Genomic DNA, 21,996 nt, shown 5'->3' with positions numbered 1-21,996 from the left:
AACTATCTTTGACTTCATTTTTTTCTTTCTGATCATTCAGCTTATCATTACTGCATTTTAATCGTATAATGGAAGGACAGTCTTTTTTTCATTCTTACAATTAACAATGTTAAACATAGCCATACATGATGAAAGGAGTGAGGTTATGGCATTGTCTATATCGCAAATAGCTAAAGAACATCAAGCATTTGTGCTGACTAAATTAAAAGAAGCTGAACAAGGGCTACATCCTTCCTCTACGGAAGATGAAGAACTAGTGCGTCGTGCTGTCTTTTCTGTAAGAAATAAATCCATTGTTTTTGAACGTTTTAATGGAACAAGTTCTATATTATATGCAAGTGTTCAGGATGTCAGACCCGCTTCTGTTGAAATTGATTTTTACAAGGAAGAGCTACATTGTAACTGTCCACAACCTAAATGGTGTCGACATCAAGTAGGTGCTTTACTCGCTCTCTACCAATACTTTGACTCCGTGCAAAATTGGTCGAGTGCTTGGCGTGCTCAAAAATCGGTCCAGCTAAAAACCTTAGCAGAAGAACGTAGACCACAAAGCTGGTCGATGATGGTTGATGAAGTAATGAAGCGCTTATTACCATCTGGCCGAGTATTAGAGGGCTATGGGCTTTCTGCTGTAAGAACAGATGCATTGGAGCGTCTTCGCCGGCATATGCCCTTTGAACGTGAATGGCAGCCCCTTTATAAGCTCTATATGGAATTAGCTATTTTTAATACTATATGGCGGCATTTAAATGCAACAGCTGGGCATTCATTAGATTCTCCATATATGAAATACTTTATCGATCAAAGCATGCAATCCTTTGAAAGCATTCTTACTGAGTTAACGAATCGGTCACGTCTTTTTGCGACTGATCCTTTTTATGATGCCATTCAAGAGCTAGTAAGGGAATTTTTATTAGAACGACAAGGGCTGTTTGCCCATCGACTTCGTCTATATATGCTGCTTTGGGCAGTGCTTTTTTATGAAAAGCCTCGACGCGAGCAGGAATTAACTTATTTAAATAATCTAGAAAACCCTTCCGAAGAAATTTCTTTGCAATCATTAAAGCTATTATTTTATGTGTTATTACAAAAGGAGGATCTGCTGCTCGAAAATTTGGCACAGATTGATTTACCCCAAATGCAGGATTTATTTGAACTGGCTACTTTTGCTCAACGTGCTGGTGAGTCCTATTCATTAGCTGTCATTTTACGAGCTATATTACCTTTGACTGAAGCCTTCCTACAGGAAGTCGTACCAGTCGTTCAAAGAGCCCAGTACGTAAGGCAATTTCAGCTTTTATTTGATGACATACAGCTTACTGAGGAAGAGGAAGCAATGTTATACAGTGCATTTGGTGTGTATGGGCTTCAGCCATTTTCATCGTTTTTAATAAAAAAAGGACGTTACCGTGAATGGGCTGCTCTCCATCAATTAAATCCTTCATCTCTATCCTATTTAGAAATGTGTGGATTAAAGGACGTCTTACAGATTGAACCAGCTACTGTCTTACCTTTATACCATGTCTATGCAATGGCTGAAATTTCACAAAAATCACGTATGAATTATAAGCAAGCTGTGCGTATTTGGAAAAGTATGCGTAGTGCCGCAAAACGAGCTGGCAAAACAGCTTATTTTGAAACATATATGCAAACCATTCGTGCAGAATATAAACGATTACGTGCGTTACAAGAAGAAATTGAGAAAGGAAACTTAGTATGATGACAATAAATGCTCCTTCCCCCTTTTCCCAAACTCAACAGCTTCGTATTGATGTAGCACGGGAAGGATATTTTACATTGCAGGGTTTTACTGCAAATGGTACGACAATCGACGCTGATACATTAATTTCTTCATTATTCTTTACCTATGAAGCAAATGTCTATGGCTTATTAACCAATCGGACTGATTTCACGATTGAGGTTTCTACTGCTGAATTACTTGATATTTTTTCATCAAGCTTCCAACATCCCTTTATTAATTGGCTTGGTGCAAATGATGAAAGTAAGGAATGGCTCGGAAAAGTACTGGCGTTACAGGAATACTGGCAGGAGCCCTCACTTTGGTCATACGCTGTCATTGCGGAAGATTTTTCTTCGCTAACTTTTCCTATTGATCACATCGATACAGCATTATTAGAAATAGCTGTTCAGCAAAAGCTTTCACAAGTTGGTCTAATACTAGCTGATTTACCAAAACTTCTACCCTTTTTCTTACGTGGTGGCTGGCCATTGGATCAAGCTCGTCAAGCCGGTGCAGTTTCAGTTTCTTTACGGTTAAGTGAGCCAGAAGATGAAGCCGATGTCTGGTTATTAGAAACAGTGCTCAGCACTGCTACGACAAAAAACTACTGGACTCCTGCTATTCGTAAGCAATCCTTACCAATTGAAGAGGCGCTTCCTACGAAATGGCGAATGTTCGCCACTGAAATTGAACAACAGCAACAACAAATTGTGAATCTTCTATCCAATGACGATATCAGAAGTGATACCTTTATTCGTGTGACATTGGAGGACTCAGAAGTACGGTCTTTTTTACGTGAGGATCTCGCCAGATTACAGGCACTTGGTTTTGATGTTGTACTCCCTGCATGGCTAAAAGATTTAAAACAATCCAAATTACGTGTACGTGTAACAACTAACAATGTCTCCACAAAGAAGGTAGCAGGATTAGATGATATTTTAACGTTTAAATGGCAATTTTCTATGAATGGGCAAACGATTTCAGCTGAGCAATTTAAAAAGCTGGTGGATGAGAAACGTGAATTTATTCGTATAGGTACGGAATGGTTCCGAGTCGATGCCAATTGGATGCACGAAATGCGTGAACTAATGCAGCAGGCAGAAGATGAAAGTTGGACTGTTCGAGAATTGTTGTTTAGAGAATTACCCGAAGACTTGTCTGCTCCTCTCGAAGAAGATGCCGATGATGCGCTAAGAGATGATCCAATTTTCGCACTGGAAATACAACAATCATTAAAATCATATATGGAGCAGCTTTTGGAGAAGAAGGGCTTGCCAGCAGTACCGATTCCTTTATCCTTACAAACCGAATTACGTCCTTACCAACAAGAGGGCTTTGAATGGTTAATCTTTATGCGCGAACAAGGTTTTGGTGCATGTCTAGCCGATGATATGGGACTTGGGAAAACGGTGCAACTAATCACCTATTTACTTCATATTTATGAGACAGCAGCTGATTATACGAAGCCAACCATTATTATTTGTCCAACCTCAGTCCTCGGTAACTGGCAAAAAGAACTCGCTCGATTTGCCCCTTCACTGATTGTGCATACGCATTATCAGACAAATCGAGCTAAGGATGAGGATTTTAAAGAGCTAGTGACTGCCGAAAAACCACATGTTATTTTATCAACCTATGGTACTGTGTCGCAGGATACTGAATTTTTACAGAATATAGAATGGGCAACTGTTGTGCTCGATGAAGCTCAAAATATAAAAAACATGCAGACCTTACAATCAAGAGCCATTCGTAAATTGTTAGGAGACCATCATATTGCCCTTACAGGAACACCTGTAGAAAACCGCTTATCTGAGCTATGGGCTATTTTTGATTTCATTCATAAGGGTTATTTAGGTAGCTTTGGCCGCTTCAATGAAGAATTTATTTTGCCTATTGAACGAGACGAATCTGAATCACATAAGCAGAAGTTACGAGCTAAAATTCAACCTTTCTTATTGCGTCGTACAAAGCGTGATCCCCATTTACAGCTTAACTTACCAAATAAGCTAGAATCGAACGAATACTGTCCATTAACAGCCGAGCAAGCTTCTCTCTATGAAGGATATATTTTAGAGACACTCGATCAGCTAGAGCAGTTAACAGGTTTTCAAAAAAAGGGACGTGTTTTAAAGATGCTTAGTAAGTTAAAGCAACTATGTAATCATCCTGCCTTATATTTAAAGGAATCTTTCGAGGATGCCGAAACAATGCTTGCACGTTCGACTAAGCTAGAGCGCATTGTACAAATGGCAGCAGAGATTGTGGACAATGGCGAACAATGCCTTATCTTTACACAGTATATCGGAATGGGGCAATTGCTACAGCATTGTTTAAGTGAACTATACAATGTGGATGCACCGTTTTTAACTGGTGCTATGCCTAAGCAGCAGCGTGACCGCTTAGTAGAGGCTTTTCAGGCAGGAGACTTCCCTATATTTATTCTTTCCTTAAAAGCAGGTGGAACAGGTCTTAATTTAACAGCTGCTAATCATGTTTTACATGCAGATCGCTGGTGGAACCCCGCTGTCGAAAATCAAGCAACTGATCGTGCTTATCGCATTGGGCAGACACAATTTGTGCAGGTCCATAAATTTGTAACCATCGGTACAATTGAAGAAAAAATTGATAAAATGCTGGTGCAGAAATCTGCATTATCCGAAGAACTCATTCAATCAAGCCAGTGGTTGACCGAGTTAGAAGATCAAGAACTTCGTGATCTAATAACATTGGACATATAGTAATTAGATGCGCCAAGAACTACATTGTTCTTGGCGCTCTTTTAGTGGAACCTCGTTACTTCTTATCCCTACTTACTTCAAACATTCTTATTTAGTTGTGTCAAAACATCCATTGCTGTGCGGTCTTCAGCAATGTCTTTTTAATATGTGTATACATCATTCCTTTCTGTTGCTACGGTGCAAGAAATATAAGGAGAATGGCGGATCAGACAACGATATTTCTCTTGCTCCGTATGTAAATAGCTTGTCTATGGTAAAACAAAATCTTTTAAGTCTTCCTGTTCATTCGGTGGCTGTGGCGGTACAATAGCCGTTTCGTCACTATTCCTTTGTTTGAGATGATAAAATCGTATATCTTCTACAACCACCTCTGTCATAAAAATCTTAGTGTTTTCTTCATTTACAAATGATCTTGTTTGAATACGACCATTTGCACCGATTAAAGAGCCTTTACCGCAATATTTGACGATATGTTCTGCTAGCCTTCCCCAAGCTGTACAGAAAATAAAGTCTGCATCTACTTCTCCACGATTGTTTTTAAAATTGCGGTTAATGGCCAATGAAAAATGAGTCTGTACACGATTTCCAGATAAGTAACGTAACACCGGATCTTTCGTAAACCTTCCGACCAGTCCGACTTGATTCATTCGTTCACCACCTTTCTGTTGGATTGCTTTCATCTTACAAAAGGATATCCGCATTGGCAAAATCCGATATTATAAATTTCCTTCTGTTTTGCAGCATAAATTGGGTAAATTAGCATTTTTAATTTGCTAATTTTTTTTAATTTTCTAGCTGAATGCTTTGGACTGTAATGGCAAATGCTATTTCATGAAATCAGCATTTTCGCAGGTTTTGAAATATCGTCACAGGTGCACATAACAAACAGCCACTACTTCATGTGTTATAATAAAAGAATGACAGACTTAGGAGGAATATACATAATGAAAACATTTAAAATGCTTTCCTTTGACCTTGTCACGAAAGATGGCGTACAACCATTCCCTTTAGTCGATGGCATTATTATTAATCAGGAAAACAGCCATCAATCTTGGATACTAGAATTGTTTATGGAAAAACAATATCGCTCAACCTTTGATGAACTCTTAGTAAATGCTACAGTCTGCAATGTCCGTGCAGTTATTTCATTTCCAGATAATGAACCCGCTCCTTTTCAGGTAATCGTACATACAGTTCAAGAAATTGGTGATCATGTTTCAGTACTACTAAAAGGAACACTCAAAATTAAACGCTCTAAATATGCTGAACAATTGCTTTCCGAGCTACTTGCTGAGGGTGTATCCCTAGAGGATTTACTGGAGCGCTTTACGAAAGATATGAAGCAGCGACCAAAATTAAAAAATGATTAGCGATGCGAATTTTGCATCGTTTTTTTATTGGACAAGCTGCCATTTTTCAGTACAATACAATTTAAAAAGGAGCGTTATATTTGGTTATTGCTATCAGAGAGAAGCCTTTAAAATTATTATGGCTTGAGGCTGTGATGAGGAGGCTTTTAAAGAATGATGTTGAGTTTCACTATTATCAGGAACAATATCGCCGACTGGATGCAGGTTTTGCTGGTGAACAAAAAGTGGACCGCGAATGGCATGAATTACTATGTCCAAATACTTTTTTCGTATTACATAATTTGTGTCTCAAGAACACTGCTCAACATATGCATCAGCTTGATACACTCTTTATTTGCTCTCAATTTATCTTCGTTTTAGAAATTAAAAATATTCATGGTCGACTAGAATTTAATCAACTCACACATCAATGTACACGCACAAAGGCAGATGGCACAGTAGAAGGATTTCCAAATGCGTTTACCCAAACTGAGCGTCATATACGTTTTCTTAAAAGTCTTTCTTACTCACTCCCCATTGAAGGTGCCGTTGTCATAGCAAATCCTTCAGCGATCATCGTTAATCCTTCTAAAGCGCTCCCTATTTTTCATGTGTCAGGTCTTCATCAACATCTCCAGTCACTTTTTAAAAAGCATCCTCAAAAAATGCTAACAGATGATCAATTAGCTCAACTGGTTCAAGGGCTTCTCTCCAAACAAACGATTCCTCACATTCAAACTTCGATTGCCCCATCACGATTTCGGCATGGTGTGCTTTGTCCTAAATGTTCCTATCAACATAATATGTATTTCTATCGGGGCATTTGGAAATGTTCATTTTGTCATTATCGGAGTATAGAAATTTTTGCAGAAGCCATGCTCGATTATCAACTATTGGTTAGCCATTCTATTACTAATCAACAGTTACGTAAATTTTTCAAAATTGATTCTATCGATACAGCTACACGATTGCTTCAGAAATTTCAGTTCCCTTATACCGGAACCTATAAAAATCGTGTTTACCATTTACCTGAAAATTTATTGGATTACATGAAGAGATTTTTTTGAGGGTTGATTGGCTCGCTTCACTGGCGAGAATATTTGCAATGCTCATGGGGCATACACTTCACTTTCGCGAGTATTCACCTTCCTTCCGCGAGTATTCGCCTTCCTTCCGCGAGTATTCACTTTCCTTCCGCGAGTATTCACTTTCCTTCCGCGAGTATTCACCTTCCTTCCGCGAGTATTCACCTTCCTTCCGCGAGTATTCACCTTCCTTCCGCGAGTATTCACTCTTCTTCCGCGAGTATTCACCTTCCTTCCGCGAGTATTCACCTTTCTTCCGCGAGTATTCACCTTCCTTCCGCGAGTATTCACCTCCCTTCCGCGAGTATTCACCTCCCTTCCGCGAGTATTCACCTCCCTTCCGCGAGTATTCACCTTCCTTCCGCGAGTATTCACCTTCCTTCCGCGAGTATTCACTCTTCTTCCACGAGTATTTACCTTTCTTCCGCGAGTATTTACCTTTCTTCCGCGAGTATTTGCTTCTTTTTATCAAAAAAGAGTGTTTTCCATTTAGGAAACACTCTTTTTTATGTTATCGGTTGTTCATACCATCACGGTACTTTTCAGTGTCTTTGACTTTATCGTCGACAATATCATTATTATTGTTTACGTTGTCATTACGTTCAACACCGTTTACACCATTAGCATTTGGTACGTTGTCATAGCCGTTTGTACTGTTGATATCGGCATTTGATCCAGGTGTTGTCGCTTCAGGCAATGTTGTATTTTCGTTAACAGTACCTCGGTTAGTACCATCTACGTTGCGATCGTATGCATCGTCACGATTATTCGGGTCTAATGCATCTTCCACATTGTCTACACCACGACGAACGTCATTTTCGACGTCTCGAACAGGGTGATCTTCGACTGCATTATTTCCCCAGTTACATCCTCCAAGGAATACAGTTGCAAGAATAATGGTTAAAAATGACATTTTCCACATAGTAAAAAACCTCCTTTCTTGGGTACTATGTCAGCAAATACATCGTGTGTATTTGTGATCCTACATAGATTGCCCGGGAAAGGAGGGAACTATCCGATATTTGTACAAACTATTTTTGTTTTTCTTTTAATACTTGTTCAATGTATGCTGCTTCTGCTTTACAGTCATAGCTATAGTTTGTGCCTAGCTCTTTTTGCAATGCCTCGATTGTTTCGATCTGCTGCGCTGTTGGTTCTTCATTTAAAATTTTAGCAATGACCTCATCGATTTTTTGTGCCATCTCTTCATGAAACTGTGCACTCAACAATATATCAGCAGGGATTTTTTCGATCCATGCGGCATTCTCCTGAAAATAAGTCTGCCAGCTTGCAATGAAGTCTTCCATAGAAAAACGCTCTTCATCCCAACCAATACTTGCTAAGTATGCTTCAAAAGATGTCGAAATCGAACGAGTAATGCTAATTTTAATACCTGAAGACAATTCCTTATACATCTTAATAATCCTCCTACGTTTGTAAAACCTAAAAATTACATCTATTTCAATTCCCAAACGCTTTTTCGTCACTGCAATTTAAGAACCTACTAATCAACTTTTAACTTGACTTTATCTATTTTATATCTTTTGGTCTACAAATGCAAATTAGGCTTGTTTAGGCTGTTCAGGTCCAATCGCAAATAGAATATCGGCTTCACATACAAGTTCTCCATCTACAGTCGCTATACCATGACCTTTACCCATTGCGCCACGAAGTTTAACAAATTCTACTTCCAATTTAAGTTGGTCGCCAGGAACTACTTGACGCTTGAAACGACAATTATCCACACCTGTTAAAAAGGCTAAACGTCCCTTGAATTCTTCTGCATTTAATAAAGCGACTCCACCCACTTGTGCTAATGCCTCTACAATTAATACACCTGGCATTACAGGATAGCCTGGGAAGTGTCCATTAAAGAAGTCTTCATTGATCGAAACATTTTTTAAACCTACTGCGCGTTTACCTTCATCTAATTCAACAATGCGATCAACGAATAAAAAAGGATAGCGATGTGGTAAAATTGCTTGAATTTGTTCTGCTGTTAACATGTAATTTCCCCCTCGAAATTAAGTATGTATACACAAAGTAAGGTAAAGAATATTGCTATTCTTTACCGTTCATAATATCAAATATATGCTGCCATGTGTCCCTTTTAAAAATATCCATAGCATTGCCTTCTCCAATCACACTGAAGCCAAACATTGCGCCTAATGCTGCGGCAGCAACGACTAAGACGAGAACAATTACAATGCGTAACCAAATCGGAATCAGTCGGATTTGCACCCAGCGAACCTCGCGTTGCTCTCCATTTGAGCGGCGTTCTTTCTTTTCTGGTTGCGTATCGGTTTCTTGTGTCGGCACAGAACGTCGACGTGAATCGTTTGTCATAGATTGTACTCCTCTTCATTCCTAACTATGTGTTTTTGGATGACTTTTTATCGAATGCCGTTAATTAGTCCTAACATTTGATCTGCTAATGTAACCGCTCTTGCATTGAACTGATAAGAACGTTGAGTTTGTATTAGTTCTGTCATTTCCTTTGAGAGGTTTACATTGGACATTTCTAGTGTACCACTTTGCATGCCAATTTGCTGACGGTTCGCACCCACAAGCTCTGTCAGAACTTCCGCTTGTGTAAAGCCAAGTTCAGCTAGATTGTCTGGTAAACCAACATAAGAACCAGAAACATGTTCCATTAATTGTGGTTTTTGGAATTCTGTTACAGCTAAATCCGTACGAATGATATCACCATTTGGATAAGATGCTTCTAAAACACCACCATCTCGAACGGCAAACTTTTGAACAGTATCTGGTAATGTAATAGCTTGTCCTGCTGCATTGGCTACGGGATAACCCTCTGCCGTTACGAGCATTACTGTTCCGTTATTCAACGGAGATAAATAAAAGTCACCTTGTCGAGTATACACTGTTTCAGTTCCATTTTCACCATTTGGCATTAAAATATTGAAATATTGTTTTGCTTTTGTGAAAGCAAAGTCTAAATCTCGATTCGTTGTTTGTAATGAGCCTTGCTTTTCATTGGATTTAATTTGTCCAAGCATGGCACCAGATCCATAGCGAATACCAACTGGTGTTTGGCGTTCAGCTCGGTCCTGCTTATCATTGTTAAATTGCTGATAAAGTAGTTCATTGAAGGATGCTTCCTTCGTTTTATAACCGGTTGTACTACTATTAGCAATATTATTACTAATTGTATCTAGTTTATTTTGTAATTGACCCATTGTGTTCGTTGCTGTCATCATTGTACGTAGCATTTATAAAACGCCTCCTGTTCGCCCGTTAGATTTTCCCGATTTCATTCACTGCCTTTTCCATGCTGCGATCATAAGCTTGTAATACTTTTTGATTTGCTTCGAATGCTCGGTAGGCTGTCATTAAATCTGTCATTGTGCGACCAGAATCTACGTTTGAACCTTCTAAAAAGTTTTGACGTAGCGTAAAGGAAACGCCATTCGCACCATAGGCTGTTGGTAAGTTCTCACCATTTTCTGTACGAATAAGACCATTATCCTGTTTACGTAGCATGTTCGGATTAGCAGCATATGATACGCCAACTCGTGCTACTTGCTGATCGTTTACAAAAATGGCTCCACTTTCATCGAGGCGAAAATCATCGTTTGGAAGCTGGATACGTTGTCCTGCATCATTGAGTACGTATAGACCCTGCCCGTTTACTAAATAGCCTTGACCATCTAATGTGAAATTACCATTACGTGTATAGGCCTCACCACCAGCTGGATGTTCTAGACGGAAGAAAATTGACCCCGTAATCCCATCTTCGTTTTGTGGTAAGTTTCCATCAATTAGCGCCATATCTGTTGTAAAATCAGTGCTATAGATTTGGCCTTGTATGTAATTTGGCAATGTTTCTTGTAAATATGTTCCTGTATTTAAAGCTCCTACTTGACTCATATATTCAGCGCCTGCTTGTTGATTGGCGGGAGCATTTGTTTTACCAATACTAGACATTAGCATGTCTGGAAATGAGCGAATAGTTGATTGATCTGCTTTAAATCCTGGTGTATTCGCATTTGATAAATTATTTGTTAGTAATTCTGTTCTTCTTTGTTGCGTGATCATACCTGTTGCAACTGTATAAAACCCTTTAAACAAAGAAATCACCTCATTTTATTTTTATAAGGATGCTGGCACACGATCAATGTTTTCTAGCATTATTCCCGTACCAATTGCTACACAATCCATAGGTCTCTCTGCAACGAAGACAGGTACCTTTAACTCTTCTATTAATAGCTGATCCATTCCATGTAATAGTGCACCGCCACCCGTAATAATAACGCCACGGTCAATGATATCGGCTGATAGCTCAGGTGGTGTTTTTTCTAAGACATTTTTTGCTGATTGGACAATCATCGCTACAGACTCGTGCAATGCTCGTTCAATTTCCTCGGAATGAATTGTAATAGTACGTGGTAAACCTGTTACCATGTCACGACCACGAATATCCATTGTATCGTTGCGGCTACCTTTGAAAACTGTACCAATTGTCATCTTGATTGCTTCTGCTGTACGTTCACCAATTAGCAATTTATATTCTTTTTTAATATATTGCAAAATGTCGTTATCAAACACATCTCCTGCTACTTTAATGGATTCACTTGTTACAATATCACCCATTGATAGAACTGCGATATCTGTTGTTCCGCCACCTATATCGACTACCATATTACCACTTGGTTGGAAGATATCCATGCCTGCACCGATAGCAGCTACTTTTGGTTCTTCCTCTAAATATACTTTTTTACCGCCAGATTTTTCTGCGGCTTCACGGATTGCTTTTTGCTCAACACTTGTGATGTTCGTTGGACAGCAAATTAAAATTCGTGGCTTCGCCAAAAATCCTTTTACATTTAATTTATTGATGAAATGTCTTAACATCGCCTCTGTCACATCAAAATCTGCAATGACTCCATCTCTTAGTGGGCGAATTGCTGTAATATTACCTGGCGTTCTCCCTACCATTTGGCGAGCTTCTTCCCCTACCGCTAATACTTTGTTTGTCTTTTTGTCAATCGCCACCACAGATGGTTCATTTAGGACGATTCCTTTACCTTTAACGTGGATTAATACGTTCGCAGTTCCTAAGTCAATGCCAATATCTTTCGAAAACATTCTATAATTTCTCCTTCCCGCCAGTTCCAACTACATAACGTTCATTTTATCTCTTTATCTAGAATATTTTATCATATTCTATTGGTAATTTCACCTAAATTTAGTGAATGAGACTGTTTTCTTTTCAGGTTATGAACGGCTATAATATAGAATTACTATTCCATAGAATTCGTCATAAATACATTTCCAAGACAATAAAAAAGAACGAATCAGTCTTGACTCGCTCTCTCTTTCCACTTGTTTTTCGTTGCTTCTCCTCCACGAATATGACGTACGGCCTTATGGTAGGCGAGTATTTCTTTCACTTGGTCAGCTAATCCTTCATGAATTGTTGGTAATCGCTCTGTTAAATCCTTGTGCACCGTACTTTTTGAATAACCAGTCATTTTCGCGAGGACACGCACAGTCTCACGCGTCTCAATCAGTAATTCACCGAGGCGTATGCAGCGCTTCCGAATGTGCTCATGCACTTTCTTCGTCCTTTCCACACAATTTCACAAAATGCTTTGGCAATCAGATGCACATTTGCGCATTTCTTCACCTTATGTAAGGACAAAGCTATTCAGAACATTTTTTGCATTTTCCTGATAAAATGCTGACTTTTTATGCGTTACTAGCTTTTCGAATTAAAAAGCTAGTAATTTTTTCGGATTAATATATTTTCCGTCTTCAAGAACTTCGAAATGCATGTGGACGCCAGCCGCTTGATTCCACTCGTTATCAGTTGCTTTTCCTAATGCCTGACCTTGTGTAACCTCATCGCCTTCTTTAACAGCGATATCCTTTACAGAGCTATAATGTGTTTGCATACCGTTTGGATGCTCAATTACAATCTTATTGCCTGTAAATGCGTCTAGTTTTACCTCTAGTACTTTACCACTCATAGCAGCTAGTACTTCAAATTCTTCACCATTCATAGCGATAGAGATACCAGAAGACGTTGTAAATGTTTGATTAAATACCATTAGTGCATTTTCACGGGACTCTTCATTTGCCTCTAACTCGTAGAACTCTTGTAAAACTTGTACTTTACTAAGACTCTCTTCTTTGAATGGGTACTTCATGTTTTCAGTACGTGCATTTGTTTCTACTACAGGACCTGGATCAACTTCCGCTAAATCTGGTAAAGGAGCCTCTTCTACTTTTGATACGAGACTATTGTAACCAAATAACAATCCTGCTAGAACTAGTGCACCACCTGTGTAAACTGCTGGCCAAAACCAAGGTTTCTTTTGTAATTGACCATTTTCCTTTTGATTTGGATTTTGGTTTTGAGAAGTTTTATTGTTTTTATCCTCTCTCATTTTCATCACCTCTAGTTGCAGTGTGAACAACTAGAAGTTATTTTAAACATGCATCTATTTTTTTTATTTCAATATCTTGATAATAATAGTGTAAAATTTCGGCAGCCGTTTTCCCTTCGTTTGCCATTGCCTCAGCGCCATATTGACTCATGCCCACGCCATGACCATAACCTTGGGTTGTCACATGGACCTTTCTTGTCTTCGCGTCATAGACAATTGTAAAATCAGTTGATGGTATGCCAAGAAGTGTTCTAACCTCTCTACCAGTCCAGACATTGCTCCCTAACTGTAAACGCTCTACTCGCCCTGACTCATTGTAAAATAGCTGTATACGATTAAAATCACTAGCTTGCCACTGTACAGGCCACAACTTATTCCATTGTGCTAATGTCCATTCTTGCTGCGCCTCAAACTTCGGTGATGCTTGATCTGAGATACTTGCAACACTTTTCAAATATGGAATATCATTCCCACTATAGCCAAAGGCACTTTCTGTTTTACCATTGCTTGTCGAGTGGAACATGGCTGTAATTAGTTCCTTATTATAAAGAAGAACTTGTCCTTTCGTTTCATTGATTGCTTCGACAATTTTCTTTTCATTTCCCAGGAAATTGCTAGCCCAATTCGCCTTTCTTTGCTCCTCATCATAAAAAACTTGCCTTGCCACAGTTGGAGCAATTGCAGTTTTACCGTAATTTGTCGTTTTCAGTGCATATGTGCGTGCTGCAATCGCTTGGGCTTTCAATGCCTCCTTTTTAAAAGAAACAGGCATTTCCGCTGCAACAACACCTGTAATATACGTTTCCAAAGGGATTTTTTCCTCTTGTCCCTCCACTTCTATAAATATTTCACAGGCATTCTCATCACTAGTTAGAGGTTTGACAGCCTCCCGTCTTTCACTAAGCCCTATAACAGGAAGCATGTATAATACTCCAATCAAACAAATGACACCTATACTAATCATCCATTTTTTCATAAGGAATAATATGCTAGATCTCTTAAAGTTATGAGCAAACAAAAAACCCTCTGCTCCAAAAGCAAAGGGTTGAGAAATCCATTTAGTTTGTAGGTAATTCAATTATTGTGTCTTCAACTGTCACTACTTCTTCAGTAAGTTCAGTAATACGTTCAATGTTGGCACCAAGCGATGCTAGCTTGCCATGGAAATCAACATAACCACGGTCTAAATGATGTAGCTTCGTCACACGTGTTATTCCTTCAGATACAAGACCTGCTAAAATTAGGGCAGCCGCAGCTCGTAAATCCGTTGCCATTACTTCAGCTCCCTGAAGATTAACCGGCCCCTCGATAAACACAGAACGTCCTTCTATTTTAGCACCAGCATTCATGCGACGGAATTCCTCAACATGCATAAAACGATTTTCAAATACCGTTTCTGTAATAATACTCGTACCTTCCGCAGTTAACATTAATGCCATCATTTGTGATTGCATATCTGTTGGGAAGCCTGGATGTGGCATTGTTTTAATATCAACAGCTTTTAATGTATGAGGAGCACGTACACGGATTCCCTCATCCAGTTCAGTAATCTCTACACCCATTTCACGCATCTTAGCTATTAAAGCTGTCATATGCTCAGGAACAGCATTTTCAATGACTACATCACCCTTCGTAATAGCTGCTGCCACCATAAATGTACCAGCCTCAATACGATCGGGAATAATATGGTGCTCTACTCCATATAATGTATCGACTCCTTCGATACGTATTGTATTTGTACCAGCACCAATTACACGACCGCCCATGCTATTGATGAAGTTTGCAAGATCGACAATTTCGGGCTCCTTCGCAGCATTTTCAATTACAGTTGTCCCTTCTGCTAAAGATGCGGCTGTCATAATATTTTCAGTAGCACCAACACTAGGGAAATCTAAATACACATTAGCCCCTTTTAAACGACCTTCCGTTTTTGCCTCTACATATCCGTGACCAAATGAAATTTTTGCACCCATAGCTTCGAAGCCCTTTAAGTGTAACTCAATTGGACGAGAACCGATTGCACAGCCTCCTGGTAGTGCCACGCGAGCATATCCATTACGAGCAAGTAGAGAACCCATCACTAAAATAGATGCACGCATTTTACTAACAAATTCAAATTGAGCTTCACTTGAAAGTTCTTTAGTTGCATCTATATATACGGCATTATCTTCAGGTATATATGTAACTGCTGCGTTTAAACTTTTAAGTACTTCGTTTATTGTAAAGACGTCTGCTAAATTAGGGACTTCTTTAATTACATTTTCTCCTTTTGAAGCAAGTAAAGCTGCCGCAAGGATTGGTAACACTGCATTTTTTGCGCCCTCTACACGTACTTTTCCCTGTAGTTTTTGGCCGCCAGTCACTATTATTTTATCCACCCTATGTCCCTCCGAATTCAATCTATTAACCTATCGAATTTTTATTTTAAAAAGAAGTATAATGTCATAATCAGTAAACAAACAACTCTATAGTACAACTTTTCTAACGCTCGTTCAAGCGTCCAAATCACTATTTTAAGGCATTATTAGATATTTTGCTATTTATTTATTGTACGCTGTCATTTTTTTTTTGTGAATGACCAATAACCCGTTCACTTTCAATACATACCCAAAGATATATGCACAAAAAACCTATTTTATCTTCATTCAGTAAAATATTCCCTTTACTATATGAATGCATCATGTACATATTTTGTTAGCGTGCGTTTTACCAATAACAGACGCATCGTAAGCTGTAATGATGCCAAGGCAAAACTGGTACGGAAGATTTTTATACATAGTTCAAAGGGCCACACAAATGGTATTATAAAGTCCTTTGAAGCATGTAGGTGCATAAATCTTATAGTATTTAACAACGAGTGCTTTAAAATAAATAGGGAAGTTTGCCTGACCAGCTAGATATTTGGAGAAAGAAATTAGATACTGCTGAGCCTATCGTAATACTGAGTAAAATATAAATAAGTTGAATTTGAAATACTCGATTCTTCTTAAATAGTTTCTCCACCATAAAAGCTTGTAATGCGTAAAAAGTAATAGCAATAAAAAACAGATGAGATAAAATGCCCAGTAATGCTTCTTGTCCTATCGCTTCATACAGTTCCATGCTACCCCTCCTTCAATTTACTTCACCTTAAAAAACGGGCAGATACTATATCTGCCCGTTAAAAATGAATTAGATATTACCCTCATGAACGTTGATACGATTCAACGCACGTTTTAATGCTAGGTCAGCACGTTTGAAATCAATGTCGTCTTGTTTACTTTGAAGACGTCCTTCAGCGCGTTTAACGGCTTCTTTAGCACGTTGAACATCGATGTTTTCAGCAATTTCAGCAGAAGGCGCTAAAATTGAGATCTTTTCTGGACGAACTTCAATGAAACCACCGCTTACAGCAACTATATCAGTCGAACCGTTTTCTTTTTTCAGCTTCACTGCACCAATTGCAAGTGGAGCAACCATTGGAATATGGCCTGCAAGAACACCGATTTCTCCTGAAGTTGTTTTAGCGATTACCATTGATACTTCAGAATCGTATACTGGGCCGTCGGGAGTGACAATATTGACTTGAACTGTCTTCATATTTTTTCCTCCTCGTCCCTAGTATTAAACCTCTACGCCCATGCTTTTCGCTTTTTCAACTACTTCATCAATAGAACCAACTAGACGGAAAGCATCTTCTGGAAGGTGATCCCATTTGCCATCAAGGATTTCCTTGAATGAACGAACAGTTTCTTTTACAGGTACATAAGAACCTTTTTGACCAGTGAATTGTTCCGCTACGTGGAAGTTTTGTGATAAGAAGAATTGAATACGACGAGCACGTTCTACTGTTTGTTTGTCTTCATCAGATAACTCATCCATACCTAAGATTGCAATGATATCTTGTAATTCACGGTAACGTTGGATTGTACGTTGTACACCAGTAGCAATTGCGTAGTGCTCAGCGCCTACGATTTCAGGTGATAATGCACGAGAAGTCGAAGCTAATGGGTCAACCGCAGGGTAGATACCCATTTCTGATAATTTACGCTCAAGGTTAGTAGTTGCATCTAAGTGGGCGAAAGTTGTAGCTGGAGCCGGGTCAGTATAGTCATCGGCTGGTACATAAATCGCTTGGATAGAAGTTACAGATCCTTTGTTCGTAGATGTGATACGTTCTTGTAGTTTACCCATTTCAGTTGCAAGTGTTGGTTGGTAACCTACCGCAGAAGGCATACGACCTAATAGGGCAGAAACCTCTGAACCTGCTTGTGTGAAACGGAAGATATTGTCGATGAATAAAAGTACGTCAGCGCCTTGCTCATCACGGAAGTATTCCGCCATTGTAAGACCAGTTAAAGCTACACGCATACGTGCACCAGGAGGCTCGTTCATTTGACCGAATACCATCGCTGTTTGCTTGATAACGCCTGAATCGCTCATCTCGAAGAATAAGTCGTTCCCTTCACGAGTACGCTCACCTACACCAGCAAATACAGAGATACCTGAGTGCTCTTGTGCGATGTTATTGATTAATTCTTGGATTAATACTGTTTTACCTACACCAGCACCACCGAATAGACCGATCTTACCACCTTTAATATAAGGTGCTAATAAGTCTACTACTTTGATACCTGTTTCAAGAATTTCAACTGTAGTTGAAAGTTCATCGAATGCTGGAGCTTCGCGGTGAATTGAATCACGACGAGCATCTGCTGGAATCTCTTCACCTAAGTCAATTACTTCTCCAAGTACGTTGAATACACGACCTAGTGTCACTTCACCAACTGGTACTGAGATAGCTTTTCCTAAGTCTGTTACTTCTGCTCCACGTTGTAAGCCATCAGTAGATGACATTGCAATTGTACGAACAGAATCATCGCCTAAATGAAGTGCAACTTCTAATGCAAGAGTTGTTGGTTCTTCATTAGGACGTTCAATCTTAACTGTTAATGAGTTATAGATTGCTGGTAATTGGCCGTTTTCGAATTTTACGTCGACAACTGGACCCATTACTTGAATAACATGTCCTTTATTCATTACTGTGTACCCTCCTATCGTATTCTTATACGACATTGGTGAGCTGAGCCTATTCTAAGGCTGCAGCTCCACCAACGATTTCTGTAATTTCTTGTGTAATCGCTGCTTGACGTGCACGGTTATATTGCAATGAAAGATCTGCAATAAGATCAGATGCATTATCAGTTGCATTTTTCATAGCAGTCATACGAGAAGCATGTTCACTTGCTTTTCCATCCAATAATGCGCCATAAACTAAGCTTTCCGCGTATTGTGGAAGTAATACTTCAAGAATTGCTTCGCCAGATGGTTCGAATTCATAAGAAGCTTTACTGTTTACAGGTGCGATATCTGTTAATGGAAGAAGTTTTTTCTCTGTCACTTCGTTAGCAATTGCGCTGACAAAGTGATTATAGTACATATAAAGCTCATCATACGTACCGTCAATGAACATACCAACAGCATTACGAGCGATTTCTTTAATATCAGCGAATGTTGGTTGGTCAGGAAGAGCAACAACACTGCTGATGACATTATGATCACGTTTCACAAAGTAATCACGAACAACACGACCTACTGCTAAAATAACGTATTCGTCTTTTGATTTATGACGCTCGTTAATTGTACGTTGTACTTGACGTAGGATACTTGAGTTGTAAGCACCTGCTAGACCACGGTCAGAACCAATGACTAAGTAAGCTGTTTTCTTTACAGGACGAGCAGTTAACATTGGGTGTCCACTGTCTTTTGTACCTGCTGCAATCGCGCCTACTACGTCTTGGATTTTTTCCATATAAGGAACGTAAGCTTTAGCATTTTGCTCTGCACGACGTAACTTTGAAGAAGAAACCATCTGCATCGCTTTCGTAATTTGTTTCGTACTCTTTGTTGAATTAATACGACCTTTTATTTCGCGTAAGTTTACCACTGGTATTTCACCACCTTTTGTTTTTTAATCAAGTGACTAGCTAGAACTTATTCTGATTTAGCGAATGTTTTCTTGAATGCATTGATTGCTGCTTCATAATCCGCATCCGGAGCAAGCTCTTTTGTAGTACGAACATGATCTAGAACGTTAGTGTGGTTTGAATCTAACCAGCTTAAGAATTCGTTTTCGAAACGAACGATATCTTGTACTGGGATATCATCTAAATGACCTTTAGTTAATGCATATAGGATAGCAACTTGTTTTTCAACTTTAAGTGGTTTGTTTAGGTCTTGTTTAAGCACTTCAACCGTACGTTTACCACGTTCAAGTTTAGCAAGTGTAATTTTATCTAAATCTGAACCGAATTGAGCAAATGATTCAAGCTCACGGAATGCAGCTAAGTCAAGACGTAGTGTACCCGCAACTTTTTTCATTGCTTTAATTTGAGCTGATCCACCTACACGTGATACTGAAAGACCTGCGTTGATCGCTGGACGTACACCTGAGTTGAATAAGTCAGATTGTAAGAAGATTTGACCATCAGTAATTGAGATTACGTTAGTTGGGATGTATGCAGAGATATCCCCAGCTTGTGTCTCTACGAATGGAAGAGCTGTAATAGAACCACAGTTGTAAGTTTCATTTAACTTCGCAGCACGTTCAAGTAAGCGGCTGTGTAAGTAGAATACATCACCAGGGTATGCTTCACGACCTGGAGGACGGCGTAGAAGAAGTGAAAGTTCACGGTAAGCTGATGCTTGTTTAGAAAGATCATCATACACGATTAAAACGTGTTTACCTTGTAACATGAATTCTTCTGCCATAGAAACACCAGCAAATGGTGCTAAGTATAATAATGGAGCAGGTTGAGATGCTGCTGCAGTTACAACGATTGTATAATCTAAAGCACCATGTTTACGTAAAGTTTCAACAACACCACGTACAGTAGATTCTTTTTGACCGATTGCAACATAGATACAAATCATGTTTTCACCGTTTTGGTTTAAGATTGTATCGATTGCTACAGATGTTTTACCTACTTGACGGTCACCGATGATTAACTCACGTTGACCACGACCGATTGGCACTAATGCGTCAATCGCTTTAATACCCGTTTGTAGTGGTTCGTGTACTGATTTACGAGCCATTACTCCGAAAGCTGGGCTTTCGATTGGACGAGATTTTGTAGCGTTGATAGGACCTTGTCCATCCACTGGTTGACCAAGTGGGTTTACAACACGACCAATCAGTTCTTCACCAACTGGTACTTCCATGATACGACCTGTACGACGAACTTCATCGCCTTCTTTGATGTCAGTGTATGGACCTAAGATTACGATACCAACGTTACCTTCTTCTAGGTTTTGAGCCATACCCATAACACCGTTAGAGAACTCTAAAAGCTCTCCAGCCATGGCGTTGTCGAGGCCATGAGCAAGAGCGATACCGTCACCAATACGGATAACTGTACCAACTTCGCTTACTTTAAGTTCAGATTCATAATTCTCAATCTGTTGTTTAATCAGACTGCTGATTTCTTCAGCCTTGATGCCCATGTATGTCACCTCTCACATTTCTAAATTATTAACCGATTAATTCACGTTTTAGACGCTCTAATTTGTTAACTACTGAGCTGTCATAAATATGGTTACCGATTTGAACACGAATACCACCAAGTAAAGTTGGATCGATTTCGTTTGTAATGTTTAATGATTGTTTTCCAACAAGTTTCGCAAATGCTGTCGAAATATTAGCGCTTTCTTCTGCAGAAAGTGCACGTGTTGAAAATACTGTTGCATCTGCCATACCTTGTGCTTGTGCAGCAAGCTCAGCATATGCATTGGCAATTAGCTTAATCTCGTTTACACGTTTTTTCTCAACTAGAAGTTGAACCGTGTGTAAAACTTCTGGTGTTGCACCAGTGAAGATTTCAGCTACCATTTGTTTTTTACGTTCGATGGAGAACTTAGGCGCACTTAAAAGCGTTAAAAAATCAGGAGATTCTTTCATTACTTTTGTTAGTTCGTTTAAGTCTGCTCCAACTTCAGTAAGATTGTTTTTTTGTTGCGCTAATTCAAAAAGCGCTTGAGCGTAACGTTTTGCTACAGTTGAATTACTCATCGAGCTTCGCCTGCCTTCGCAATCGTCTCTTCAATTAGAGCACGGTTGTCTGCCTCAGAAATCTCTTTGCTAAGGACTTTAGATGCTGCAAGTACAGATAATGAAACGACTTCATCACGTACTGCTGCAATAGCTTTTTCTTTTTCAGACTCAATTTCACGTAAAGCCGATTCTTTTAAGCGGTTTGCTTCATTGCGCGCTACAGTAAGAATTTCTTCTTTTTGTAGTTCGCCTTGTTTCTTAGCGCCTTCAACAATCGATTGTGCTTCCGTACGAGCTTCTTTAAGAAGGCTCTTTTGTTCTTCTAAAAATTGGTGCGATTCTTTGCGCGCTTTTTCAGCTGCTTCGATTTCACTCGCTACTAATTCTTCACGTTGCTGCATGATGCCCATAAGTGGACCCCAAGCGAATTTCTTAAGTAATACCATTAACACGATGAAGATAACTAATGTTGCGATGATGTCTCCGCTATTAAAACTACCAGCGCTTGCACCTAGTACAAGATAATCTAAAAACACGATTGTTTCACTCCCTTCAAGAGCTTTAACTTCAACATAATTTAATGATTAAAAAAACTACCTATTTTAAAAAGCTATATTTACACATAGCTTTTATCCGTTCCA

General features: G+C 39.2%; 24 protein-coding genes. 4 read left to right on the top strand and 20 right to left on the bottom strand.

What is annotated here, in order from left to right:
- Window positions 1-145 precede the first annotated feature (145 nt).
- Together MHI22_RS19415 and MHI22_RS19410 are read left to right on the top strand one after the other, a co-directional pair.
- A complete protein-coding gene (locus tag MHI22_RS19415) occupies window positions 146-1,720 on the top strand; it encodes a hypothetical protein (RefSeq protein ID WP_058844993.1) in 1,575 nt (524 codons plus the stop codon).
- Window positions 1,717-4,479: a DEAD/DEAH box helicase gene (locus MHI22_RS19410; RefSeq protein ID WP_340812546.1), complete on the top strand. Its 2,763-nt coding sequence runs from the start codon at window positions 1,717-1,719 to the stop codon at window positions 4,477-4,479. The genes MHI22_RS19415 and MHI22_RS19410 overlap by 4 nt, the downstream gene beginning before the upstream one ends.
- A gap of 248 nt (window positions 4,480-4,727) precedes the next feature.
- Here the strand turns inward: MHI22_RS19410 and MHI22_RS19405 are convergent, their stop codons facing one another.
- On the bottom strand, window positions 4,728-5,126 hold the full coding sequence (locus MHI22_RS19405) for a single-stranded DNA-binding protein (RefSeq protein WP_036124475.1): 399 nt from the start codon (window positions 5,124-5,126) through the stop codon (window positions 4,728-4,730).
- Window positions 5,127-5,423: 297 nt separating this feature from the next.
- Here MHI22_RS19405 and MHI22_RS19400 point away from each other — a divergent pair, with 297 nt between their 5' ends.
- Both MHI22_RS19400 and MHI22_RS19395 read left to right on the top strand, forming a co-directional pair.
- Complete coding sequence (locus MHI22_RS19400) at window positions 5,424-5,849, top strand: YwpF family protein (protein ID WP_036124472.1); 426 nt, start codon at window positions 5,424-5,426, stop codon at window positions 5,847-5,849.
- Window positions 5,850-5,929: 80 nt separating this feature from the next.
- The gene (locus MHI22_RS19395; RefSeq protein WP_340812545.1) at window positions 5,930-6,895 is read left to right on the top strand and encodes a nuclease-related domain-containing protein; all 966 of its coding nucleotides are present in this window, start codon (window positions 5,930-5,932) and stop codon (window positions 6,893-6,895) included.
- A gap of 58 nt (window positions 6,896-6,953) precedes the next feature.
- On the opposite strand, the gene MHI22_RS19390 is transcribed toward MHI22_RS19395, so the two are convergent.
- The 19 genes from MHI22_RS19390 to atpF form a co-directional block, all read right to left on the bottom strand.
- Window positions 6,954-7,385: a hypothetical protein gene (locus MHI22_RS19390; RefSeq protein ID WP_340812544.1), complete on the bottom strand. Its 432-nt coding sequence runs from the start codon at window positions 7,383-7,385 to the stop codon at window positions 6,954-6,956.
- A 39-nt stretch (window positions 7,386-7,424) separates the two neighbouring features.
- Window positions 7,425-7,835 carry a hypothetical protein gene (locus MHI22_RS19385; RefSeq protein WP_036124468.1) on the bottom strand — a complete coding sequence of 137 codons (411 nt, stop codon included), beginning with the start codon at window positions 7,833-7,835 and terminating at the stop codon, window positions 7,425-7,427.
- A 109-nt stretch (window positions 7,836-7,944) separates the two neighbouring features.
- A complete protein-coding gene (locus tag MHI22_RS19380; RefSeq protein ID WP_036124467.1) occupies window positions 7,945-8,328 on the bottom strand; it encodes a hypothetical protein in 384 nt (127 codons plus the stop codon).
- A 147-nt stretch (window positions 8,329-8,475) separates the two neighbouring features.
- Complete coding sequence (fabZ, locus tag MHI22_RS19375) at window positions 8,476-8,919, bottom strand: 3-hydroxyacyl-ACP dehydratase FabZ (protein ID WP_036124465.1); 444 nt, start codon at window positions 8,917-8,919, stop codon at window positions 8,476-8,478.
- A 55-nt stretch (window positions 8,920-8,974) separates the two neighbouring features.
- Window positions 8,975-9,259 carry a DNA-directed RNA polymerase subunit beta gene (locus MHI22_RS19370; protein ID WP_036124463.1) on the bottom strand — a complete coding sequence of 95 codons (285 nt, stop codon included), beginning with the start codon at window positions 9,257-9,259 and terminating at the stop codon, window positions 8,975-8,977.
- A gap of 47 nt (window positions 9,260-9,306) precedes the next feature.
- Window positions 9,307-10,146, bottom strand: coding sequence for a flagellar hook-basal body protein (locus MHI22_RS19365; RefSeq protein WP_058843805.1), 840 nt, complete (start codon window positions 10,144-10,146; stop codon window positions 9,307-9,309).
- A 25-nt stretch (window positions 10,147-10,171) separates the two neighbouring features.
- Complete coding sequence (locus MHI22_RS19360) at window positions 10,172-11,005, bottom strand: flagellar hook-basal body protein (protein WP_036123592.1); 834 nt, start codon at window positions 11,003-11,005, stop codon at window positions 10,172-10,174.
- 21 nt (window positions 11,006-11,026) lie between these two features.
- Window positions 11,027-12,022: a rod shape-determining protein gene (locus MHI22_RS19355; RefSeq protein WP_036123595.1), complete on the bottom strand. Its 996-nt coding sequence runs from the start codon at window positions 12,020-12,022 to the stop codon at window positions 11,027-11,029.
- Between the two features lie 209 nt (window positions 12,023-12,231).
- A complete protein-coding gene (locus MHI22_RS19350; protein ID WP_025114760.1) occupies window positions 12,232-12,492 on the bottom strand; it encodes a sporulation transcriptional regulator SpoIIID in 261 nt (86 codons plus the stop codon).
- A 156-nt stretch (window positions 12,493-12,648) separates the two neighbouring features.
- Complete coding sequence (locus MHI22_RS19345; RefSeq protein WP_036123599.1) at window positions 12,649-13,326, bottom strand: M23 family metallopeptidase; 678 nt, start codon at window positions 13,324-13,326, stop codon at window positions 12,649-12,651.
- A gap of 37 nt (window positions 13,327-13,363) precedes the next feature.
- A complete protein-coding gene (spoIID, locus tag MHI22_RS19340; RefSeq protein WP_036123651.1) occupies window positions 13,364-14,302 on the bottom strand; it encodes a stage II sporulation protein D in 939 nt (312 codons plus the stop codon).
- A gap of 82 nt (window positions 14,303-14,384) precedes the next feature.
- Entirely contained in the window at window positions 14,385-15,704 is a 1,320-nt protein-coding gene (gene murA, locus MHI22_RS19335; RefSeq protein ID WP_036123602.1) for a UDP-N-acetylglucosamine 1-carboxyvinyltransferase, read from the bottom strand.
- Window positions 15,705-16,188: 484 nt separating this feature from the next.
- Complete coding sequence (locus tag MHI22_RS19330; RefSeq protein WP_036123606.1) at window positions 16,189-16,428, bottom strand: DUF1146 family protein; 240 nt, start codon at window positions 16,426-16,428, stop codon at window positions 16,189-16,191.
- Window positions 16,429-16,497: 69 nt separating this feature from the next.
- The gene (locus tag MHI22_RS19325; protein WP_036123609.1) at window positions 16,498-16,905 is read right to left on the bottom strand and encodes a F0F1 ATP synthase subunit epsilon; all 408 of its coding nucleotides are present in this window, start codon (window positions 16,903-16,905) and stop codon (window positions 16,498-16,500) included.
- 24 nt (window positions 16,906-16,929) lie between these two features.
- Window positions 16,930-18,345: a F0F1 ATP synthase subunit beta gene (gene atpD / locus MHI22_RS19320; RefSeq protein ID WP_036123612.1), complete on the bottom strand. Its 1,416-nt coding sequence runs from the start codon at window positions 18,343-18,345 to the stop codon at window positions 16,930-16,932.
- Between the two features lie 49 nt (window positions 18,346-18,394).
- The gene (atpG, locus tag MHI22_RS19315) at window positions 18,395-19,252 is read right to left on the bottom strand and encodes an ATP synthase F1 subunit gamma (RefSeq protein WP_036123615.1); all 858 of its coding nucleotides are present in this window, start codon (window positions 19,250-19,252) and stop codon (window positions 18,395-18,397) included.
- A gap of 47 nt (window positions 19,253-19,299) precedes the next feature.
- Entirely contained in the window at window positions 19,300-20,808 is a 1,509-nt protein-coding gene (gene atpA / locus MHI22_RS19310; protein ID WP_036123620.1) for a F0F1 ATP synthase subunit alpha, read from the bottom strand.
- A gap of 28 nt (window positions 20,809-20,836) precedes the next feature.
- Window positions 20,837-21,373 (bottom strand): F0F1 ATP synthase subunit delta, encoded by a 537-nt coding sequence (locus MHI22_RS19305; protein WP_036123623.1) that lies wholly within the window; start codon window positions 21,371-21,373, stop codon window positions 20,837-20,839.
- Window positions 21,370-21,891: a F0F1 ATP synthase subunit B gene (gene atpF / locus MHI22_RS19300; protein ID WP_036123625.1), complete on the bottom strand. Its 522-nt coding sequence runs from the start codon at window positions 21,889-21,891 to the stop codon at window positions 21,370-21,372. The genes MHI22_RS19305 and atpF overlap by 4 nt, the downstream gene beginning before the upstream one ends.
- Window positions 21,892-21,996: the final 105 nt, after the last annotated feature.

The sequence above is a fragment of the Lysinibacillus sp. FSL L8-0312 genome (genome assembly GCF_038003285.1).
Taxonomy (GTDB): domain Bacteria; phylum Bacillota; class Bacilli; order Bacillales_A; family Planococcaceae; genus Lysinibacillus; species Lysinibacillus fusiformis_D.
Note: the sequence above shows the minus strand (reverse complement) of the source record. Positions and strands in the feature narration are given on the sequence as shown.